Genomic DNA, 15,915 nt, shown 5'->3' on the forward strand with positions numbered 1-15,915 from the left:
TTACTCCGTTTTTTCAGTCCAATAACATGCTGAATAATAGCCGTTATTCGAGCTTTCACAATGCACATAACCTGTCACGCCAAGTTTTTTATTAACAATAGCGATCCTATCTTCACCATCTTTAGCGCCCAAATCTGGAAATTCGCAAAATTCCCAATCTGTCAAATCGTCATCCGTTATATCATTTCCGTCATTATCATAAACAGTGATATCAGCCCAGTCACAGCAGTCACCACCACGTTCAAAACCGACTAAATATTTGTTTTTATCATCTATTAAATTGTTGTCTATCCATTTCATTTTATTTAACCTTGTTCATGTTTTTAATAAACCCCAGAACGCTTTTAGCACCTCCGCAATAAATCTTGTTTTTTATCATAAACTTATTTTTGGTGGGATAGAATGAAAGAGTACCATTTTGCGTTTTGAATAAAACTGTGTAATTTGTATCGATTTTGTATTGAAGATTACATTGTTCGATTATCTCCATGTTTTTGTCTAATCGTGCATGACGTTTTAATTTGTAATTTTCGCGCATTTCACGAAAAGCGTCACCCATATCACCCATGATCATTCCTCAATTGCTTTTAACTCAAGCACTGCATCATTTGAATGCACAGACTCTTTTATCTCACCCCAGTAAATATCAACGAAATCATGATTGTCGTTTTGCAGATAAAAATCTAAAGACTCTTCAGCGTATTTTTTTGCTTCTTCTGCCGTGTTGTGATATTCAAAACCATCGCCATTGTGGTCATACGTAAAATATTTCATAATTTACTCCTCTGGTAGTGGTAGCTCATCTGCATAAATCCAGTGCGTGATTTTAGCAACTTCATTTTCATTGAGATACTCATCAAACCAACCACGATAATGATTATGAGTTTGTCTGTAAAATTGCTTTTTAGCAGTATCATAAAAAGCGTGTTCATAAAACAGCTCATCGCCATCATACCGCTTTCGAATGATGATTGCCGCACTGCTCTTGGGTACTTCATCGGGAAATTTACGCCAGTTCAATTTAGTCATTTCTCACCTCTATTAAATATTGATTTAATCCGCATAACTGTATTAACTCATGCGTGTAAACCCACACCAAAACATGACAGCCATTAACATGCCCCCATTTATCGCTTCTTCTGTAATAACATGAGTTCTGAGTGCTAGTTATAATTTTTCCGTCTTGCGAAAATGACCTAGTAATTACGATGCAATCAGTAAGGGCTTCTGGCAACTCTTTACTAGCATCACGCCAATTAATCATTACTCACCCCCTTTAAATCTGTTTCTGGTACTAATTGAATGCTAATAAACCCGTCCATAAAAATTGGGATGTAATACCAAGGGCACATGACACCCGATTCATCATATGCATAATAAAAATTGTTATTTGCTATTTCTGTTCTCATGCCGTCATAAAAAACGGGGTCGAACATTCCGAACTTGGGAGATGGCAAATCAACGTCATATACTTTTTCGCTCACTTAAACCTCTCTGATGTAGTGATTTGGGTGGGTGTCACTCTGTCGCCAACGGCGTGACTACCGTCATCTCAAACAGTACGGCTTGTATATTTCAAACTAGTGCGCTAACTGAAAGGAGGACAGGTCTCTGCTAACACTAATCATCAACGCATATACCAGACGTTATTAAAAACCGTAACTTGGACGGTTATGCTGTTTAATTTAAGCTACATCTTGAAATGTTATTCTTTTATGAATTGCTCTAACTTTTTCAACATCATCAGCACAGTAGTCTGCAACTTGTTTTAATTTTCCATCCTGCACAAAATCCCAAACTTTAGAGCCGTCTATTTCGTCACCTTTTGGCTGCATACCGAGCGACAAACAAATTTCATTCAGTGATACGTAATTACGTTTACCTGCCCATTCCGTCATTGTGTCGAATATATACATATTGTTATATGATTTACTGTTGAGCGGTAAAAACGCCGGTGGTTTTACACCTAACACGATTGCACGTTGATAAATAAAGCGCAGGTCAAAGTTTTCGATATTGTGACCAATAAAATGTGGTGTTATGTCTGCACTTGGTCTATAACACTCAATCAAGTCATTAAAAAATGATTGTAATATTTGTTTTTCAGATGATGCCCAGTTATCAAAATGAATTACTTTCACATCTCCGTCATTGATTGCATAACCAATGCAAACAATTTGACCAAAACCGCCATTTAATGCGGTTTTCCGATAAGCTGGCTCTTTATTTTCTTCGAGCCAAGCATTTATCGATTCAGGCTTCTTGTAAGAAGCTGGTGCTGTTAAATTACTTTGAATATAGTTTTTTATATTGCTAGACTGAGTTGGAATTGTTTCTATATCGAAATAAATATTAAACTGTCTCATTATTTTCACCTTCTGAAAGCTTTATCTTTAACTGATTGTAGTGCTCTATAACTTCTTCTTGCTCACTGCATCCACGTAAGTTATTAAAACTAATAGCGAATAATTTCTGCAGTTCATCCAAAGATGAAATATTAGAGGTCTTTTCTTTGAAATTATTAACTTCCGCCTGCTCTTTTGTAACACCGTTATTTAACCACGCTAGCAATTGCTCGCCAGTTTCCGATGTAATCTTAAAAATTTTGCCGTCAAATAACCGCGTTCTATCTTTTGTTGATGTTGCATTGTGATTAATATCAATATCAAACATGACAGTGAATTCATATTCCATGCCATCGCGCTGAATAGGCGCCATGCCAACTTTTTTGGGAGCTTGTTTACCGTTATCATTAACTTGTAGAACATATTCTTGCTTACTTCGCATTGTTGCGATAATGTGACATGGACTTGCTAGCATTGCATTAACTAGCGCATTATGCTCCGGCGTGATGCTTCTCCAAGCTGTGTAGCCATTTCCCTTACCGCTATCTGCGATTTTCCCTTGTTTATCCAATAAACCGCCATCGCCTGCCCATGCGTGAGAAAGACTATCGATAATAATTACGTCATAATTAGCTTGCTCGAACGCCTTAATTGCCTGTAGATATTTATCAATAGTGTAGGGGGCTTCAATTTGAATAATGTCATAGTCGCCCAAATCAGCATATAAATCACCGCTACCTTGTTCTGTGTCAATTAACCCTACCTTTTGACCCAGCCCAAAAGCTAACAGCAATGATGAGTAAGTTTTACCTGCGCCACTGGGTGCTGCTATACCCAATCTTAATTTTGCTTTTTTTCTAACCGCTTTTCTAATCTCTACCATATCGAACCTCATTTAAATGCGTGTCGTTTTCTTGTTTTTGAACTTGTAAATTAGCTAATTCTGTTAAATCAACCTTATACGCTTCTGCTATATCAATAATCATTCTGGCTTGAATGGGTAGTGAGCCATATACTTCTTCCCATGTCATTATCTTCACTCCGTTGCCACTTCTAACATCCAACGAATCAGCTCAAACAGTCCGCCTAATGTTAAAATATAGGTACAAAAAAGGGCGTATATTTGCTCGCCCTTAGTCATTTTGTAATTTAGCCTGAATCGGTCTGTGTCATGTACATTACAGCCGACGTAATCAATCGGTATTGTGCTCATTTAGACGTCCTCTGGTCGTTTTGTGAGTGGGAGACGCCAGTTAATGCCGGCGGTATTTACTGCTAGCAAATCAGTTACATCAATTGTTTCAGCGTCGTCAGAAACTGACCACTGCTCATAACACGGATTAAGAAATGACGTTTGTGTATGTAAAGAGATGCTTTCATCTCTATTCATCGTCGCTAATTTCCATTTTTTATTAAACATTTGCCACATTTCACGTGAAAAAGGCAGCGGTGTTGGTTTTGGTACAATGCGATATTTAGTGTTTTCTTTGAGAATTAAAAAAGAGTTTTTTAACTCTGTCCAATCATTACTTTTACTTTTATATTCAACTGGTATACCTTGTAGTATTGCTAATAAAACCTGCACCATGTGTTCTTCACGGTCATTCTGTGGTGTTAATTTTTCCATTATTCATTCCTCAACTCTTCGAAAAACCAATCTGTTATGTCTTGATGTTGCTTTAAAGCTTCATCAGTTAAACCAACATAAAAACCCAGATTATCATTCCGGTGTTTTGACGATCGTCCGATTGGAGCAGGAAATGGGTCACTGTCTACAATCTCTGTAGCATTTCCTCCATCGTACCAGCCAACACCAGCATCTAAACAAGCATTTAACAATAACGCTAATTCATGCTCAGTTTTATATTCAACATACCAATCTAGCTGTTGTAATCTCTCAATAATCTTTTTGCTTGTCATTGTTTTATCCCCCTGTCTATCTGCTAATTCTGTAAAAAAGCCCTCAAAAGAGGGCAAGTGGAATAGCACTCGTTTCCGAGCTGTCAAAATCTTTTATTTGTGAGTTAAGTCATCAGGATGATGCGGACACCAATAAGCTGTAGTATGTGCTTCATTGTCTAGATGAATAAATTTTCCGTATTTGAACAATTCACACACTGAGAAACCGATTACTTTACATTCAAATTTGACGCCAAAGTTGTTCGTATAGATAACAATGTCGCCAACTTTAAAATCGCATGGTTTAGGTGGTTCGATTGTTAATTCTTTTTTTACATAATCTTCAATTTCAAGTTTGCGGTTCATAATTTATCCTTAAAGCCTGTTAATTGCAGGCTTGGTCAATAAGCATTTGCTCGTTATTTTCAATTTTTTTCTTTGCTTCTATAAATGCTTGTTTGTGAGTTAATCTACACACGAATTCATGGATTTCTTCTCCGTCGATCTCATCAACATTCATCATTCTAAGTAATAAAGCTGTTAACTCATCAAAGTCGATTTTGCCATATAGTCGATCCTCTTCGTCCCAAATAAAGTTAGAGACATTAAAAGAAGCCCGTTGTTGTAGCTTTCTTATTTTGTCTTGTTCTGTCATGTTAGAATCTCCCTTTATTTCAAACTCAAGCGCACTCTATGAATGCGCTTTGATTTGAAACTGGTACATACCCCAGCAGGTGTTGCGCTCCCTTACTCCGTGCTATCCGTTCATCAGCTTAGAGGGAGCTAGGCATTTCGTTCTAAGATGAGCTTCGCTTTCACACTGTCTACTTGAATAACACTTTATAAGTTGTCCCGACTTTTCTAATTTTTAAAGAGCTTCAACTTTTTGGTTAAGTTGATTTGTTTTGATGTGTGTATACTACTGTAAGTAGTTTAAAAATGCAACTAAAAGTAGTATTTATTTTTAATGAAACGCTACTTAAAGTAGTATGCTTATGTTTTTTAATTGGTTTATTGTTATTCGTTTGCTTATTTTTTAATCAATAAGGTGTTTTAAAGTTGTGGGGATTTTAGGCGTGAAAAAACCCGCACTGGGCGGGTTAGGGTTAATTAGTATTTATAATTTAAAATATTTATCTTTCAATGGAGATGAACAGAATTTATTTAACCTTTCTTTTTTTTCAGATTCTGTCAAATTATCTTTTTCTGTATAAGGCAAAGCTATCGCCGATTCCCTTCTGCGAGGATGTGAATTACATGCTAAATCTCGCTTTTTCACAATCAACACTCCTTTAGTATTGAATATAATTTACTTTCTGTACAATTATCATTGCATGCCTTGCTATATTTCCTTTTAGTCCCAGCAGAATCAATTCTGTAACAAATACTTTTTTTATTATCTATGTTATAAGTTAATTGTAGCTTAGCATCTTTGGTATCTTTATGCCATTCATATATATTGTCCTTGTCATTTTCTACTTCTCTCCAATCTAATGCGCCATCAATTTCTTGTATAGCTGAAAGGTCGTTCAAAATATCAAGAGCTGCTTGATACCGATTATTAGGTTCTAATTCTAAACATTTATCAATTATATTTCTTAATTTTTTAGGTATATGACTAGGATATTTTTTTTGAGGAAATTCTCCAGATATTATTGAGTCTTTCAATTGATCATTTGTTTTAAACACATCTTGTTCTTTCTTAAATCTTACACATCCAACTGCCATTCTATATAATGTTAATCCTGTTTGATATATATCATAAGTATAGTTAAAACCTTCTTTTGCACTAGTAAAATATTCTGGTGGTATATGAAATGTATATGCTAGATCCGGAATAGCTTTCAAGGAATTGTTTACTAATTTCGCTAAACCAAAATCTGATAACATAGCTTCATTTCGATTTGATAACATAATATTATTAGGCTTAATATCAAAATGCATTAGTTTTTGCGTGTGTATATGATGAAGCCCACCGATAAATTGTATGCCATACCTAATCAATTCTCTAGGAGTTAGGTTCTTTTTTTCTAATAATTGGTTAATTGTACCGTTATGATAAAACGGCATTGCAATGTATATATTATCGTTATCTTCAGCGGCATATTGAACTTGAACAATATTCGGATGAGCATATTTATATAAAAGCCTTGCTTCTGAAAAAAACTCATCTCTACTTTTTTCTTTTTCTTTTTTTATCTCTTTAATTATAAGCTCATGTGCTAGATTTTCATCATATGCTAAATAAACTCGGGAAAAACAGCCTTGTTCCTTCATCTCTCTAATTTCAGAAAATGTTATATCAGCTTTTTTATATGGAATGATCATGATTTAAACTCCGATGCAAGTGCTGCTAGTAATGCCTCATTAGTTTCTGGTGAGAAGGACGCGTTATCTATACTGTGTATTCTTTCTTTGGAATTTAAAATTGATTTATATTTATCCTCATTGAGATTTAATGCAGACTTAATTCCAGTTTTTCTGATTGTATAATATTTTTCTACTTCACTGCTAGAAAATGCTTCTTGTATAACGGCCTCAATATATAATCTATTAATATTTAAATTTTGGGAGTTTGCTTCTGCCACTCTTATAGCAGCAATATCTACCTTATAAAGTCTCAAAATATCTAATATATTATTACGGATATATTTTAGTTTTTCTGGCATATCTAATGTTGCCGGAACCTTAATAACATCAGTACAATGCAGTTTTTTTGATTCCGTGCAGTAAACAACAAAAGATGACATTTTTGGTGAAACTCGGACTCCTAATATCCTCATTGTATCTTCCTCTTATTATTAATATTAAATTTACCTTATCCACTTATCCCACTTACCTATATTTCACTCTCAAAACCGCCGAAGCGGTTAGCCGTGTTTTCTTAATAGCATTGATTGACTTAACATTACCTTGCCGTGTATGTATAGCTGATCAAACTCATCTTCATGTATTTCCCACGAGTCGTACAGTTTATTGTCGGATTTTACTCTAATAATATTTTTGATTATCTGTAATCTTTTGACATATAGATTACGTCCAAATGTGAACACATAAATACCATCACCCTCAAACGCTCGCTTTGACACATCAACATATATAGCATCACCACTTTCAAAGGTTCCTTGCATACTATCCCCGCTCACATTGATAACTTTTAAATTATTTGCATTAACCCCTTTAAATAATGTCTTTGCTTGCTCTGAATCATATTCCACTAATTTAATCACTTCCATCACATCCGAATTTAGATAACCAGAACCTGCACTAGCAGTAATATCTAATACTTCAATGTAGAATGAGTTTTCATTTTTATTTGTGATAGTTTCTTTTACGTTGCTATCTCCATTACCAAAAAGCAACCAACTTTTATCAACGTTCAAAAATTTAGAAATCTTATCTAAATTAGAGTTTCTCGGTATAGCAGTACCCTGCGCATATCTGCGAATCATTTCGTAGTTTATGCCTGTCCCTTTGCTCACGTCACCCATTCCCAAGCCTTTTTCGATCATTACTGAATGCAGTCTGTCTTTGAATTTATTATTTATAGTCTCGTTCATGTTTCTTTCCTTTTACTACTTTTAGTAGATTTTAATGTTAAAAAAAATTTGCGCAACACTATTTAAAGTAGTATCATTTTAATAAAAATACTACTTAAAGTTGTTTGGAGGTTGAATGTTACCAATTCAAAGAGCATTTAAAATTTTGGGAAATGAAAAGGGGCGAGGTGGAATATCAAGGTTAGCTAAGCATTTTGGTATAACGTCTTGGGCTGTTTCTAGATGGCAGTATGTTGCTGTTCCTGCTGAGCGTTGTCCAGACATAGAGTTTTTAACAGATGGACAGGTAACGTGCGAAGAACTCCGTCCAGATGTCAACTGGTCAGTAATTAGAGGTCGCTCATGAGCACATTGAACAATGAAAGCACACAAAGCCAATGCAAAAACATTTTTATATCTAACTCATTTCAAGTTCCCAACGCTGTTATTGATGAATTAATGGCTGATATGTCAGCTAATGCGTTACGTTGTTATTTACTGATTACTCGCAAAACCACGGGGTGGGGCAAAGCGAGCGATAAAATCAGTATATCTCAATTTATGCAATATTTAGGGATAAAAGACAAGCGCACTATTTATGTCGCTCTATCTGAATTAACAAATTTAGGTTTGATCAATGCAATTAAAAATAATGGTGAGATTACTGAATATTCACTAGTGTTGGAAACGTCAGAACCAGTGACAAAAAATGCTACTGGTAGCAAAAAATGCATAGAACCAGTGACAAAAAATGTACCCGCCACCAGTAACAAAAAATGTCACTCTACAAAAGACACTATAAAAAACAATATTACAAAAAAAAGGAACAATGATTTTGACCCTATGACTGCCAAACCAAAAAACGTGAGTGTTGACGTTTGGAAAAACTGGATTGATTACAGAAATTCGTTAGGTAAAAAACTACAACCACAATCGTGGGTAAAACAATCTCAAATGCTGGAGGCACAAGCAAATCCTGAATTGATAATTAACCAATCGATTATGAATGGTTGGCAGGGTCTGTTTCCTATCAAGAATAACACTGCTGTTAGCAATCATTCAAGCGACACGTCTTGGATAAACAACCTTGATGGAGAAATGTTCTGATGAAAAATATTGCTGAATTAGTTCCGCAAATCAACATCGTTAATGCCGTTGACAACTCAAAAAAGCAACAGCAGCAGGAACAAGTCGCTGAGGTTGTAAATAAATTATTTAGTCAACTGAGAGCCGCATGCCCTGCGATGTTCCATACTCTAAATCATAACGATGAGAATGCAATTAAACGCCAATGGATAATCGGTTTTGTTGAAAATGGCATCAATCCAGCAATGATTAATGCAGGTATGCGTATAGCCAGACAGCAAAATAACCCGTTTATGCCATCGGTAGGGCAATTTATCGGATGGTGTGAAAAAGGGTTGGCTGAACAATACGGATTACCAACCGCAGAAGGTTTGACTAAAGCCGTTATTGAATTTGGTAAATACAAGGGTTTTGATGATTTTTGCAATTACGATTACGGAAGCGATGCTAATTACTGGTTAATAAACGATCTCCACCGATTAATGCTGGATGAAAATTTGGGAAAAGAAAAATTATTAATCAGAGCAGAAAAAATGATTGCCGAAATGGCAAAAAGAATAATGATAGGTTGGGTAATACCAACACCGAACAAGGCGCTACCTAAAACAGTTCAAGGAAAACCGTTATCTCGTGAGGGGCAATTATCAAAGCTTTACGAAATAAAACAAAAATTTGGTTTTGGTCATGTCACGTCGAGTTAACCACTGCCCGCTCGGACTCAATCACATGCTCGACAAAATAGCATACGACTATGTGAGAGCGATAATAGAGCGTGGAACGAATACGGCAAAGATTAAACAGCAGTTAGCAGAGCGAGTTAAAAAATATTCAGAAGAAGATAAGGCAAAATTGAGGGAGTTGATACAGAAATGGCTAGATTATTAAAAATGTATGAGTGTGAGCACTGTAATAAAGTTCTCAGAAAAACAAAAAAAGGCATTGATAATCATGAAGCTAAATGTTTTTCAAACCTCGAAACTAAATCATGCGTTACATGCGATAACTTTTACGACGGGGGTCTCGCAATTTCTTTTGATGAGCGAAAAATCAACAGAAGATGTCATAAAGGCGTTTGCATAAAAGAACGGCTGCAAACTAATTGCAACCAATGGAACGAGCAAGACTGCATATTGGTTGATGATGACAGTATTTAGATTTGGCAAATGGAGGTATTAAAAATGGCTTACAAAATAACAGCAACAATCATAAAAAAATGGCAATCACCGACGAGCTGGACTCATTTTACCGATGAAGAATTAACAGTCGAACAATGCATTAAAAAGCTATCAAACGGTAAAGAGCCAGTTCAGCTTGATAATTTTGAGTGTGTGAGGGTTTAGGGATGAGATATGCGATGTACTTTTTAAAGCGATTTTTTGTAAGTCATTTAAATAAATTTAATAAAGACTGGGACAGAAAACTCAATGAAATTCTTGATGATTTTGAGATTGTAGAATCGAATCGATATTATGTAACACTTCAACACAACGGTGATAGTTATCAAGTTTGGATTGCTAATTACCCATACGGTTCGTACACACTCAAGGCAAAAAATGGAGCATATCTAAGCGATAAAGAACAGTTTAGACCATCAATTCGCACTCAGTATCGATTTGATAATTTAGTTTTAAACCCTGTTTTAAAAGAGATGGAAAAGCAAAAACAACAAAGAATTAAAAAATTTTATGAGTGAGATAAGTGATGAACGACAACGTAAAAAATCCAAAGCATTATCAAATAATCGAGGGTATCGAATCTATCGACATCATAGCACGAAGCATGACTGTAGAGCAGTTCAGAGGGTTTTGCCTAGGTAACATTCTGAAATATCGAATTAGAGCGGGTAAAAAAGATGCGTTAGAGCAAGATATCGCAAAAGCAAACGAGTACGAGAAGATTTTTGAAAATAAAAAACATATGTGCATTGATTTGGAGAGTAACTAAGTAATGGCAAATAAGAAAATATTTAAACTAGTTAGCGAAACAGTAAAAAACAATTTAATTAATTTTATTCGCTCATTGCCTACAGACAGTAAAAATCCATTAGTAGTTTGTATTCAAGAGATGACTAGAACTTTAGAGCAAAACGCCCGCATGTGGGCAACATTAACGGATATATCGAAACAAGTTAATTGGCACGGATTAACGCTAACTCCAGAAGAATGGAAGCACGTTTTTACAGCAACACTAAAAGGACAAAAAACGGTCCCCAATTTGGATGGGACAGGCTTTATTGTTTTAGGTCAATCAACAAGAAGAATGAGTAAAAAAGAATTAAGTAATTTGTTGGAGCTAGCATATGCATTTGGAGCCGAGAAAGGCGTTAATTGGAGCGAGCAATAGCAATAGTTAGAGAACAACGCAGAGAATACATTAATCAGCATAATTTAAACAAGGTTAACGATGAGCAGGCTAACTAAAGAAGCAAGAGGGCGAGAGTGCACGGTTCGACTACCATGCTGTAATCATAATCCAGAAACTACGGTGCTAGCACATTATAGACTGGCAGGAACGTGCGGAGTAGGTATGAAACCAAACGACTTACAAGGGGCATGGGCTTGCTCGGCTTGTCATGACGAAATCGACCGCAGGACAAGAAATCATGAGTATGAATTCGTTAGATTAGCGCACGCTGAGGGAGTAATCAGAACTCAGGACATACTAATCAAAGAAGGGAAGATTAAATTATGAGACCTGCAACGTTTGCGCTCGGTAGATTGAAATCTGGGCAGATGAATAAAACTGAAACCGAGTATTATCAGTATCTGAAAACACTTGAACAAGCTAACGAAATAATCTGGTTTAAATTTGAGGGCTTAAAATTCAAATTAGCAAATAACACAACATACACGCCTGATTTCGTTGTAATGAATAAAGATGGATTAATTGAATTACACGAAGTAAAGGGTTTTTGGATGGATGATGCAAGAGTAAAAATAAAAGTAGCTGCCGATATGTATCCATTTAAGTTTTTAGCGATAAAAAAGAAAGCTAAAAAACTAGGTGGCGGTTGGGAAGTCGAAGAATTTTAAGGATAACAAATGCTAGCAGAATATGTATACGTTGATGATGAGCCAGAAAAAATTATCAAGCAAATTAAAAGCGTGAGATTTAAAGCGGATTATGATATTACCGAGGTTTGCACTCGGTTCGGCAACTGGTCTAGAAAAAATCTATATTTAAAGCAAAATACGCCATCTTATTATAACTCTCAACCAAAAAAAATGAGAGAAATCTGCTCCGACAGTGATGCTCAAGTAATTAATCAAGCTTTTTTGTCTATTTTGGTTTTAAGTGGTCAGCAATCAAAAGATATTTATGACACTCTTATATTATCCTATTTCGGTGAAAAACAGGTAATTACGGATTATATAGTAACGGAGGGGTATGTAAGAAATGAATGGAAGAAGCAGGCAAGTGGTATTCATAGCGTGCCGTGTAAACAACTGTCTAAAGGTATTAGAGTTGACAACATCTATATAGTTAAACCTCAGTCAGTACAAGATATTGCAAGAAAACTTAATACAAACTGGAATGCGGTAGACAAGCTTAAAAAAAGAGGTGAGGACTACTTGCGGGGTTATTTTGCATCTTTAAAAGTTCAGTCGGGATTTGAGTTAGAGATGGTTAAAGACAGAATTATTTAATAGCACAAAAAGATAAAAATAATAGTTGACTTGGTCGCAAATGCGACCTATAATACTTACATAGATTCGGAACTGGTTCGAATCGAAACCTAAAGAAGAGGGATTTTAAAATGACTACATTAAATATTCAAAATATCAATATCGAAATTCAAGACTTGAATGAAAATTCTGATTGCCCACAACTGGGGATGATTCAAGTTAGTATGTCTTTTTATTTCAAAGATAAACACTATTGTTTTAGTCTTCAAACATCAAATACTTTTGATGCTGGTGCCGTAAGTTCATCTTTAGTTGTATATAAAGATGAAGATCAATATGATGAATTTGTGGAAGCTGTTTCAAAAGACAGCGAGGTAGATTCATGGGATGCGGAAGAATTGGTTGAGGAATTTTTTACTAAAGAAATCAGTGATCACGCTCAAGAGTTATTTGATTCTTATGTTAATAAAAATTATTTAACTCAAGATTTTAATGGTATGGACGCTAACTCTTTATCAAATGAGTTAAGGAGAGTTCATGACTAATACTGAATTAAAGGCGCTTAGGCGCCTGTTCTTTTTGGATGTGACAGAGGCTGCTCAATTCATTGGTAATTGTCATGTTCGCACATGGCAAAGATGGGAGCAGGGGACAAGAAGTATTCCGGATGATGTAGTTAAAATGATGAATCTTTTAATAGAAGAACGTCAAGGAATATTAGCTATGTTAAGCAACAACAGTTATGTAGATGCTACAACTGATAACATTTTATATTCTAGATTAATAGAATCTGTTAAAGCTGAGCTGTTTGCTAAGGGAGTTATTGATCATATTGTTAACACAGGAGTTGGTTGTGATTAAAGAACATTCTGCACTCAAGCATTTTAAATTAATAACGAAAAAATATCGCGGTTGCATTGAATCAATGTTAGAAGCTAGAGCCAATAACAAGTTCGAAAGCTGGCAATTTTTGAGTGAAACTGAAATAGTTGATATATTATTATCAAAATCATCGGGATTGAGCGAGGATAGATATCATGAAGTATTCGCAGATATGGCAATAGCTACTTGGGGAATTACAAAAGGCATTTACCGTTTTGATCAAGATTCATTTAATGCAGTTATTGACACAGAGCAGAATGACAAAATACCAAAAGATATTTTACTAAAATCTCCTGAATGGAGTATTTATATTGAATCTCCAAACCTAACATTATATGAAAGAGAAATAAAAGGCTTTTTTGTTTATATATTGGGAAATGAAATTCCAGAATATTTAATTATTGTTGGTGATTATGGAAATAATAAATGCGAAATTTGCACGCTAAGCTTTGCTAAAGATAATGTTAGTGAAATGCTATATGATGTTTTACAAAAGTATCGAGAGCATGAGAAATTCACTGTATTAGTGTCTGAGTTAAATAAAATTGTTTCGCTGATTATTTTTATTTGCACTCAGCAACAAGAAATAAATGGGACTCCAAAAAATCCAGTTGCAAGAAAAACAAAGCTTGGCTATAGGGTTGATGTTCGTGACACTACGCAGATTTGGGATGTAGGGCAAAGGATAGGAGCCGCCATACGATTATCTGAAAAACAAAAAAAATCGCATGTAGTTGATCATGATATTGGTAGAAACATGCCAAGACCACATATTCGACGAGCGCACTGGCATGGGTACTGGGTAGGTAAGGGGCGATCCGACTATAAACTCAACTGGGTGGCCCCTGCGCTTGTTAATATTAGTGATGATATTCCAGCGGTAATCCATAAAATAAAAAAATAACTCATTTAAAGCTTGATTTCTTAAGAGTACAGTGGTATAAAGTATCCAGACTGGAATTTTTGTATCCAAACTGTTTTTAAATAAAAGCCCGACTTTAAGTTGGGTTTTTTTGTGTCCAAATTTCATGCATGTCGGCGACATTAATGTCGTTGAACCGTAACCGTGCCTAAACCTTGTATATCACGTTTAGGTCAATCATTTTCAAGGGTCTAAAGCTCATACGGTATGAGCGGTCAACTCATAATTGAAAGGTAGCTTGGTTCGAGTCCAGCTAGACCCACCATAACAGTCCCCCTTGTACCTCTACTTATTTTGGTCAAGTAGCAGTAATTCTGCTTAATGCTGAGATTTGATACGTTTGGGGGCATCTACAGAATCGACAGCAAAGCTAGACACACACATAACTAACATTTAGCTAGTACGCTGTCACCTCATTAACTAACAAGAAGAATTAATTATGCCAATCAAAGATCCTAATAATTATGATTGGCTATACCAGTTAATAGCTGCTGTTGTCGGCTCTATTGCAAAAATAGCGTTTGATATTTTAAGCGGTAAATCATTCACGCTAAAAGTAGTCATTTGTCAAGTGATAGTCGCATTATATGCAGGGCAGCTAATGGCTTGGATAGCTACAAGTAGGCACTGGATAGATGAAGAAAAATATTGCGCTATAAGCATTGCAAGTTGGCTAGGTGCTGAAATGATAAAGAATATTGCTGATAGATTCAAAGATAAAACAGGAGGGAATTAATGAAACTAACAAGATTAAAAACAAGTGAGCATGGTACGTTTGGTAAACTACAACTACCGTCGGGTACGATTTTATCAACATTAGAGCTACTGTGGAAAGATAATCAGCGTCAGATTTCATGTATTCCAGTCGCTATATATCAATGCGATATTGTTAACTCACCAAAGTTTGGTCGAGTATATCAAGTTAAAGACGTTCCCAATCGTTCACATATTTTAATTCATGCAGGTAATTGGACCAAAGATACACAGGGCTGTATTTTAGTCGGCATGAGCAATAACGATACACAGTTATTTGAAAGCAAAAAGGCATTAAATTTGCTAATGAGTGAACTTAATGGTCAGTCATTTAAGTTGGAAATTATAGAAGCTTATGAATAAATTAAAATGCTATGGTTTAAAAACAATTAGATTATTTTTGTTTGATTGGATTGATTTTTTTGTTTTTCTTGTTGTTTTATGTGCTTTTTCGTATGAGGTAGGCGGTATGCCAAAATTAAACATCGCAGGCATAGTATTAGTCATTGTTGGGTTTATCTCAGCTATACATTTCGGTTGCAGCAATTATCAAGAAAAAAGGCGGCTACAAAAAGATAAAGCTGAACTGTTCGGAAAAATCGAACAGTTGAACCAGGATATCGCTAAAAACAACCAAATCATAGCTGATAACGAACAAAGCAAACATGAGTTAGAAAATAAATCTATCGAAAGGCAGGAGCAAATCAATGAGCAACTCAAAAATAATGGCTGTGCTAGTCAGTTTGTGCCTGTGCCTGTTTCTAACAGCTTGTACAACAGAGCGAAAGATTTACGTCAATCGACCGATACCAGCAAATTTACTCAGTGATTGTCTACCAAACTTACCACCTAAATCAATGACT

The 15,915-nt window shown here is 35.4% G+C and carries 33 protein-coding genes and 1 tRNA gene; 17 read left to right on the top strand and 17 right to left on the bottom strand.

The features are described 5' to 3' along the window. The 17 genes from GQ596_RS00710 to GQ596_RS00790 all read right to left on the bottom strand — a co-directional run bounded on the left by GQ596_RS00710 (position 1) and on the right by GQ596_RS00790 (position 7,804). Positions 1-300 carry a hypothetical protein gene (locus GQ596_RS00710; RefSeq protein WP_160399778.1) on the bottom strand — a complete coding sequence of 100 codons (300 nt, stop codon included), beginning with the start codon at positions 298-300 and terminating at the stop codon, positions 1-3. A gap of 1 nt (position 301) precedes the next feature. After that, positions 302-568, bottom strand: coding sequence for a hypothetical protein (locus GQ596_RS00715; protein WP_160399779.1), 267 nt, complete (start codon positions 566-568; stop codon positions 302-304). 2 nt (positions 569-570) lie between these two features. Beyond that, positions 571-774: a hypothetical protein gene (locus GQ596_RS00720; RefSeq protein ID WP_160399780.1), complete on the bottom strand. Its 204-nt coding sequence runs from the start codon at positions 772-774 to the stop codon at positions 571-573. Positions 775-777: 3 nt separating this feature from the next. Beyond that, positions 778-1,029: a hypothetical protein gene (locus GQ596_RS00725; protein ID WP_160399781.1), complete on the bottom strand. Its 252-nt coding sequence runs from the start codon at positions 1,027-1,029 to the stop codon at positions 778-780. A gap of 227 nt (positions 1,030-1,256) precedes the next feature. Continuing rightward, positions 1,257-1,484, bottom strand: a complete 228-nt coding sequence (locus GQ596_RS00730; RefSeq protein ID WP_160399782.1) for a hypothetical protein — start codon at positions 1,482-1,484, stop codon at positions 1,257-1,259. A 201-nt stretch (positions 1,485-1,685) separates the two neighbouring features. Further along, positions 1,686-2,366, bottom strand: coding sequence for a ribonuclease H-like domain-containing protein (locus tag GQ596_RS00735; RefSeq protein WP_160399783.1), 681 nt, complete (start codon positions 2,364-2,366; stop codon positions 1,686-1,688). After that, the gene (locus tag GQ596_RS00740; protein ID WP_065560686.1) at positions 2,353-3,228 is read right to left on the bottom strand and encodes an ATP-binding protein; all 876 of its coding nucleotides are present in this window, start codon (positions 3,226-3,228) and stop codon (positions 2,353-2,355) included. The genes GQ596_RS00735 and GQ596_RS00740 overlap by 14 nt, the downstream gene beginning before the upstream one ends. After that, positions 3,215-3,376 carry a hypothetical protein gene (locus GQ596_RS00745; RefSeq protein ID WP_160399784.1) on the bottom strand — a complete coding sequence of 54 codons (162 nt, stop codon included), beginning with the start codon at positions 3,374-3,376 and terminating at the stop codon, positions 3,215-3,217. Before GQ596_RS00745 ends, GQ596_RS00740 begins: the two co-directional genes overlap by 14 nt. Positions 3,377-3,381: 5 nt before the next feature. After that, positions 3,382-3,558 (bottom strand): hypothetical protein, encoded by a 177-nt coding sequence (locus tag GQ596_RS00750; RefSeq protein ID WP_160399785.1) that lies wholly within the window; start codon positions 3,556-3,558, stop codon positions 3,382-3,384. Next, positions 3,559-3,972 carry a hypothetical protein gene (locus GQ596_RS00755; protein WP_160399786.1) on the bottom strand — a complete coding sequence of 138 codons (414 nt, stop codon included), beginning with the start codon at positions 3,970-3,972 and terminating at the stop codon, positions 3,559-3,561. Further along, complete coding sequence (locus GQ596_RS00760; RefSeq protein ID WP_160399787.1) at positions 3,972-4,265, bottom strand: hypothetical protein; 294 nt, start codon at positions 4,263-4,265, stop codon at positions 3,972-3,974. Before GQ596_RS00760 ends, GQ596_RS00755 begins: the two co-directional genes overlap by 1 nt. A 93-nt stretch (positions 4,266-4,358) precedes the next feature. Continuing rightward, positions 4,359-4,610: a hypothetical protein gene (locus GQ596_RS00765; protein WP_160399788.1), complete on the bottom strand. Its 252-nt coding sequence runs from the start codon at positions 4,608-4,610 to the stop codon at positions 4,359-4,361. Between the two features lie 19 nt (positions 4,611-4,629). Further along, positions 4,630-4,899 carry a hypothetical protein gene (locus tag GQ596_RS00770; protein ID WP_160399789.1) on the bottom strand — a complete coding sequence of 90 codons (270 nt, stop codon included), beginning with the start codon at positions 4,897-4,899 and terminating at the stop codon, positions 4,630-4,632. Positions 4,900-5,361: 462 nt separating this feature from the next. Beyond that, positions 5,362-5,523, bottom strand: a complete 162-nt coding sequence (locus GQ596_RS00775; protein WP_160399790.1) for a hypothetical protein — start codon at positions 5,521-5,523, stop codon at positions 5,362-5,364. A 2-nt stretch (positions 5,524-5,525) separates the two neighbouring features. Beyond that, positions 5,526-6,572 carry a serine/threonine-protein kinase gene (locus tag GQ596_RS00780; RefSeq protein WP_160399791.1) on the bottom strand — a complete coding sequence of 349 codons (1,047 nt, stop codon included), beginning with the start codon at positions 6,570-6,572 and terminating at the stop codon, positions 5,526-5,528. Next, positions 6,569-7,027, bottom strand: coding sequence for a hypothetical protein (locus GQ596_RS00785; RefSeq protein ID WP_160399792.1), 459 nt, complete (start codon positions 7,025-7,027; stop codon positions 6,569-6,571). The genes GQ596_RS00780 and GQ596_RS00785 overlap by 4 nt, the downstream gene beginning before the upstream one ends. Positions 7,028-7,114: 87 nt before the next feature. Further along, positions 7,115-7,804: a S24 family peptidase gene (locus tag GQ596_RS00790; RefSeq protein ID WP_160399793.1), complete on the bottom strand. Its 690-nt coding sequence runs from the start codon at positions 7,802-7,804 to the stop codon at positions 7,115-7,117. A 115-nt stretch (positions 7,805-7,919) separates the two neighbouring features. On the opposite strand from GQ596_RS00790, the gene GQ596_RS00795 reads away from it, so the two are divergent. The 17 genes from GQ596_RS00795 (at position 7,920) to GQ596_RS00875 (ending at position 15,881) form a co-directional block, all read left to right on the top strand. After that, positions 7,920-8,150: a Cro/CI family transcriptional regulator gene (locus tag GQ596_RS00795; RefSeq protein WP_160399794.1), complete on the top strand. Its 231-nt coding sequence runs from the start codon at positions 7,920-7,922 to the stop codon at positions 8,148-8,150. A gap of 5 nt (positions 8,151-8,155) precedes the next feature. Next, positions 8,156-8,890, top strand: coding sequence for a replication protein (locus GQ596_RS00800; protein WP_160399795.1), 735 nt, complete (start codon positions 8,156-8,158; stop codon positions 8,888-8,890). Beyond that, positions 8,890-9,570 (top strand): replication protein P, encoded by a 681-nt coding sequence (locus GQ596_RS00805; RefSeq protein WP_160399796.1) that lies wholly within the window; start codon positions 8,890-8,892, stop codon positions 9,568-9,570. The genes GQ596_RS00800 and GQ596_RS00805 overlap by 1 nt, the downstream gene beginning before the upstream one ends. 477 nt (positions 9,571-10,047) lie before the next feature. Then, positions 10,048-10,209 carry a DUF1187 family protein gene (locus tag GQ596_RS00810; RefSeq protein ID WP_160399797.1) on the top strand — a complete coding sequence of 54 codons (162 nt, stop codon included), beginning with the start codon at positions 10,048-10,050 and terminating at the stop codon, positions 10,207-10,209. 2 nt (positions 10,210-10,211) lie between these two features. Beyond that, positions 10,212-10,562 carry a hypothetical protein gene (locus tag GQ596_RS00815; protein ID WP_160399798.1) on the top strand — a complete coding sequence of 117 codons (351 nt, stop codon included), beginning with the start codon at positions 10,212-10,214 and terminating at the stop codon, positions 10,560-10,562. 8 nt (positions 10,563-10,570) lie between these two features. Then, positions 10,571-10,813, top strand: a complete 243-nt coding sequence (locus GQ596_RS00820; RefSeq protein ID WP_160399799.1) for a DUF3310 domain-containing protein — start codon at positions 10,571-10,573, stop codon at positions 10,811-10,813. A 3-nt stretch (positions 10,814-10,816) separates the two neighbouring features. Continuing rightward, positions 10,817-11,212, top strand: coding sequence for a recombination protein NinB (locus GQ596_RS00825; protein ID WP_160399800.1), 396 nt, complete (start codon positions 10,817-10,819; stop codon positions 11,210-11,212). A 60-nt stretch (positions 11,213-11,272) separates the two neighbouring features. Beyond that, entirely contained in the window at positions 11,273-11,560 is a 288-nt protein-coding gene (locus GQ596_RS00830) for a DUF1364 domain-containing protein (RefSeq protein ID WP_160399801.1), read from the top strand. Beyond that, positions 11,557-11,901 carry a DUF1064 domain-containing protein gene (locus GQ596_RS00835; protein ID WP_160399802.1) on the top strand — a complete coding sequence of 115 codons (345 nt, stop codon included), beginning with the start codon at positions 11,557-11,559 and terminating at the stop codon, positions 11,899-11,901. The genes GQ596_RS00830 and GQ596_RS00835 overlap by 4 nt, the downstream gene beginning before the upstream one ends. A 9-nt stretch (positions 11,902-11,910) precedes the next feature. Continuing rightward, complete coding sequence (locus GQ596_RS00840; RefSeq protein ID WP_160399803.1) at positions 11,911-12,516, top strand: hypothetical protein; 606 nt, start codon at positions 11,911-11,913, stop codon at positions 12,514-12,516. A gap of 110 nt (positions 12,517-12,626) precedes the next feature. Further along, positions 12,627-13,040, top strand: a complete 414-nt coding sequence (locus GQ596_RS00845) for a hypothetical protein (RefSeq protein ID WP_160399804.1) — start codon at positions 12,627-12,629, stop codon at positions 13,038-13,040. Further along, positions 13,033-13,356 (top strand): DUF1870 family protein, encoded by a 324-nt coding sequence (locus GQ596_RS00850; protein ID WP_160399805.1) that lies wholly within the window; start codon positions 13,033-13,035, stop codon positions 13,354-13,356. The genes GQ596_RS00845 and GQ596_RS00850 overlap by 8 nt, the downstream gene beginning before the upstream one ends. Beyond that, positions 13,349-14,281 carry a hypothetical protein gene (locus GQ596_RS00855; protein ID WP_160399806.1) on the top strand — a complete coding sequence of 311 codons (933 nt, stop codon included), beginning with the start codon at positions 13,349-13,351 and terminating at the stop codon, positions 14,279-14,281. Before GQ596_RS00850 ends, GQ596_RS00855 begins: the two co-directional genes overlap by 8 nt. Positions 14,282-14,486: 205 nt before the next feature. After that, positions 14,487-14,564 (top strand) — tRNA-Met (locus tag GQ596_RS00860). 174 nt (positions 14,565-14,738) lie between these two features. Next, on the top strand, positions 14,739-15,035 hold the full coding sequence (locus tag GQ596_RS00865; RefSeq protein ID WP_065569028.1) for a hypothetical protein: 297 nt from the start codon (positions 14,739-14,741) through the stop codon (positions 15,033-15,035). Next, positions 15,035-15,415, top strand: coding sequence for a DUF5675 family protein (locus GQ596_RS00870; RefSeq protein WP_160399807.1), 381 nt, complete (start codon positions 15,035-15,037; stop codon positions 15,413-15,415). Before GQ596_RS00865 ends, GQ596_RS00870 begins: the two co-directional genes overlap by 1 nt. Continuing rightward, positions 15,408-15,881 (top strand): hypothetical protein, encoded by a 474-nt coding sequence (locus GQ596_RS00875; RefSeq protein ID WP_160399808.1) that lies wholly within the window; start codon positions 15,408-15,410, stop codon positions 15,879-15,881. Before GQ596_RS00870 ends, GQ596_RS00875 begins: the two co-directional genes overlap by 8 nt. Positions 15,882-15,915 lie beyond the last annotated feature (34 nt).

The sequence above is a fragment of the Gilliamella sp. Pra-s60 genome, from assembly GCF_009795755.1.
In the GTDB taxonomy this organism is placed as follows: domain Bacteria; phylum Pseudomonadota; class Gammaproteobacteria; order Enterobacterales; family Orbaceae; genus Gilliamella.

Coding starts and splice junctions, on each gene's coding strand:
- GQ596_RS00710 (WP_160399778.1), bottom strand. CDS start 300: ATGAAATGGATAGACAACAATTTAATAGATGATAAAAACAAATATTTA.
- GQ596_RS00715 (WP_160399779.1), bottom strand. CDS start 568: ATGGGTGATATGGGTGACGCTTTTCGTGAAATGCGCGAAAATTACAAA.
- GQ596_RS00720 (WP_160399780.1), bottom strand. CDS start 774: ATGAAATATTTTACGTATGACCACAATGGCGATGGTTTTGAATATCAC.
- GQ596_RS00725 (WP_160399781.1), bottom strand. CDS start 1,029: ATGACTAAATTGAACTGGCGTAAATTTCCCGATGAAGTACCCAAGAGC.
- GQ596_RS00735 (WP_160399783.1), bottom strand. CDS start 2,366: ATGAGACAGTTTAATATTTATTTCGATATAGAAACAATTCCAACTCAG.
- GQ596_RS00740 (WP_065560686.1), bottom strand. CDS start 3,228: ATGGTAGAGATTAGAAAAGCGGTTAGAAAAAAAGCAAAATTAAGATTG.
- GQ596_RS00745 (WP_160399784.1), bottom strand. CDS start 3,376: ATGACATGGGAAGAAGTATATGGCTCACTACCCATTCAAGCCAGAATG.
- GQ596_RS00750 (WP_160399785.1), bottom strand. CDS start 3,558: ATGAGCACAATACCGATTGATTACGTCGGCTGTAATGTACATGACACA.
- GQ596_RS00755 (WP_160399786.1), bottom strand. CDS start 3,972: ATGGAAAAATTAACACCACAGAATGACCGTGAAGAACACATGGTGCAG.
- GQ596_RS00760 (WP_160399787.1), bottom strand. CDS start 4,265: ATGACAAGCAAAAAGATTATTGAGAGATTACAACAGCTAGATTGGTAT.
- GQ596_RS00765 (WP_160399788.1), bottom strand. CDS start 4,610: ATGAACCGCAAACTTGAAATTGAAGATTATGTAAAAAAAGAATTAACA.
- GQ596_RS00770 (WP_160399789.1), bottom strand. CDS start 4,899: ATGACAGAACAAGACAAAATAAGAAAGCTACAACAACGGGCTTCTTTT.
- GQ596_RS00780 (WP_160399791.1), bottom strand. CDS start 6,572: ATGATCATTCCATATAAAAAAGCTGATATAACATTTTCTGAAATTAGA.
- GQ596_RS00785 (WP_160399792.1), bottom strand. CDS start 7,027: ATGAGGATATTAGGAGTCCGAGTTTCACCAAAAATGTCATCTTTTGTT.
- GQ596_RS00790 (WP_160399793.1), bottom strand. CDS start 7,804: ATGAACGAGACTATAAATAATAAATTCAAAGACAGACTGCATTCAGTA.
- GQ596_RS00795 (WP_160399794.1), top strand. CDS start 7,920: ATGTTACCAATTCAAAGAGCATTTAAAATTTTGGGAAATGAAAAGGGG.
- GQ596_RS00805 (WP_160399796.1), top strand. CDS start 8,890: ATGAAAAATATTGCTGAATTAGTTCCGCAAATCAACATCGTTAATGCC.
- GQ596_RS00810 (WP_160399797.1), top strand. CDS start 10,048: ATGGCTTACAAAATAACAGCAACAATCATAAAAAAATGGCAATCACCG.
- GQ596_RS00815 (WP_160399798.1), top strand. CDS start 10,212: ATGAGATATGCGATGTACTTTTTAAAGCGATTTTTTGTAAGTCATTTA.
- GQ596_RS00820 (WP_160399799.1), top strand. CDS start 10,571: ATGAACGACAACGTAAAAAATCCAAAGCATTATCAAATAATCGAGGGT.
- GQ596_RS00825 (WP_160399800.1), top strand. CDS start 10,817: ATGGCAAATAAGAAAATATTTAAACTAGTTAGCGAAACAGTAAAAAAC.
- GQ596_RS00830 (WP_160399801.1), top strand. CDS start 11,273: ATGAGCAGGCTAACTAAAGAAGCAAGAGGGCGAGAGTGCACGGTTCGA.
- GQ596_RS00835 (WP_160399802.1), top strand. CDS start 11,557: ATGAGACCTGCAACGTTTGCGCTCGGTAGATTGAAATCTGGGCAGATG.
- GQ596_RS00840 (WP_160399803.1), top strand. CDS start 11,911: ATGCTAGCAGAATATGTATACGTTGATGATGAGCCAGAAAAAATTATC.
- GQ596_RS00845 (WP_160399804.1), top strand. CDS start 12,627: ATGACTACATTAAATATTCAAAATATCAATATCGAAATTCAAGACTTG.
- GQ596_RS00850 (WP_160399805.1), top strand. CDS start 13,033: ATGACTAATACTGAATTAAAGGCGCTTAGGCGCCTGTTCTTTTTGGAT.
- GQ596_RS00865 (WP_065569028.1), top strand. CDS start 14,739: ATGCCAATCAAAGATCCTAATAATTATGATTGGCTATACCAGTTAATA.
- GQ596_RS00870 (WP_160399807.1), top strand. CDS start 15,035: ATGAAACTAACAAGATTAAAAACAAGTGAGCATGGTACGTTTGGTAAA.
- GQ596_RS00875 (WP_160399808.1), top strand. CDS start 15,408: ATGAATAAATTAAAATGCTATGGTTTAAAAACAATTAGATTATTTTTG.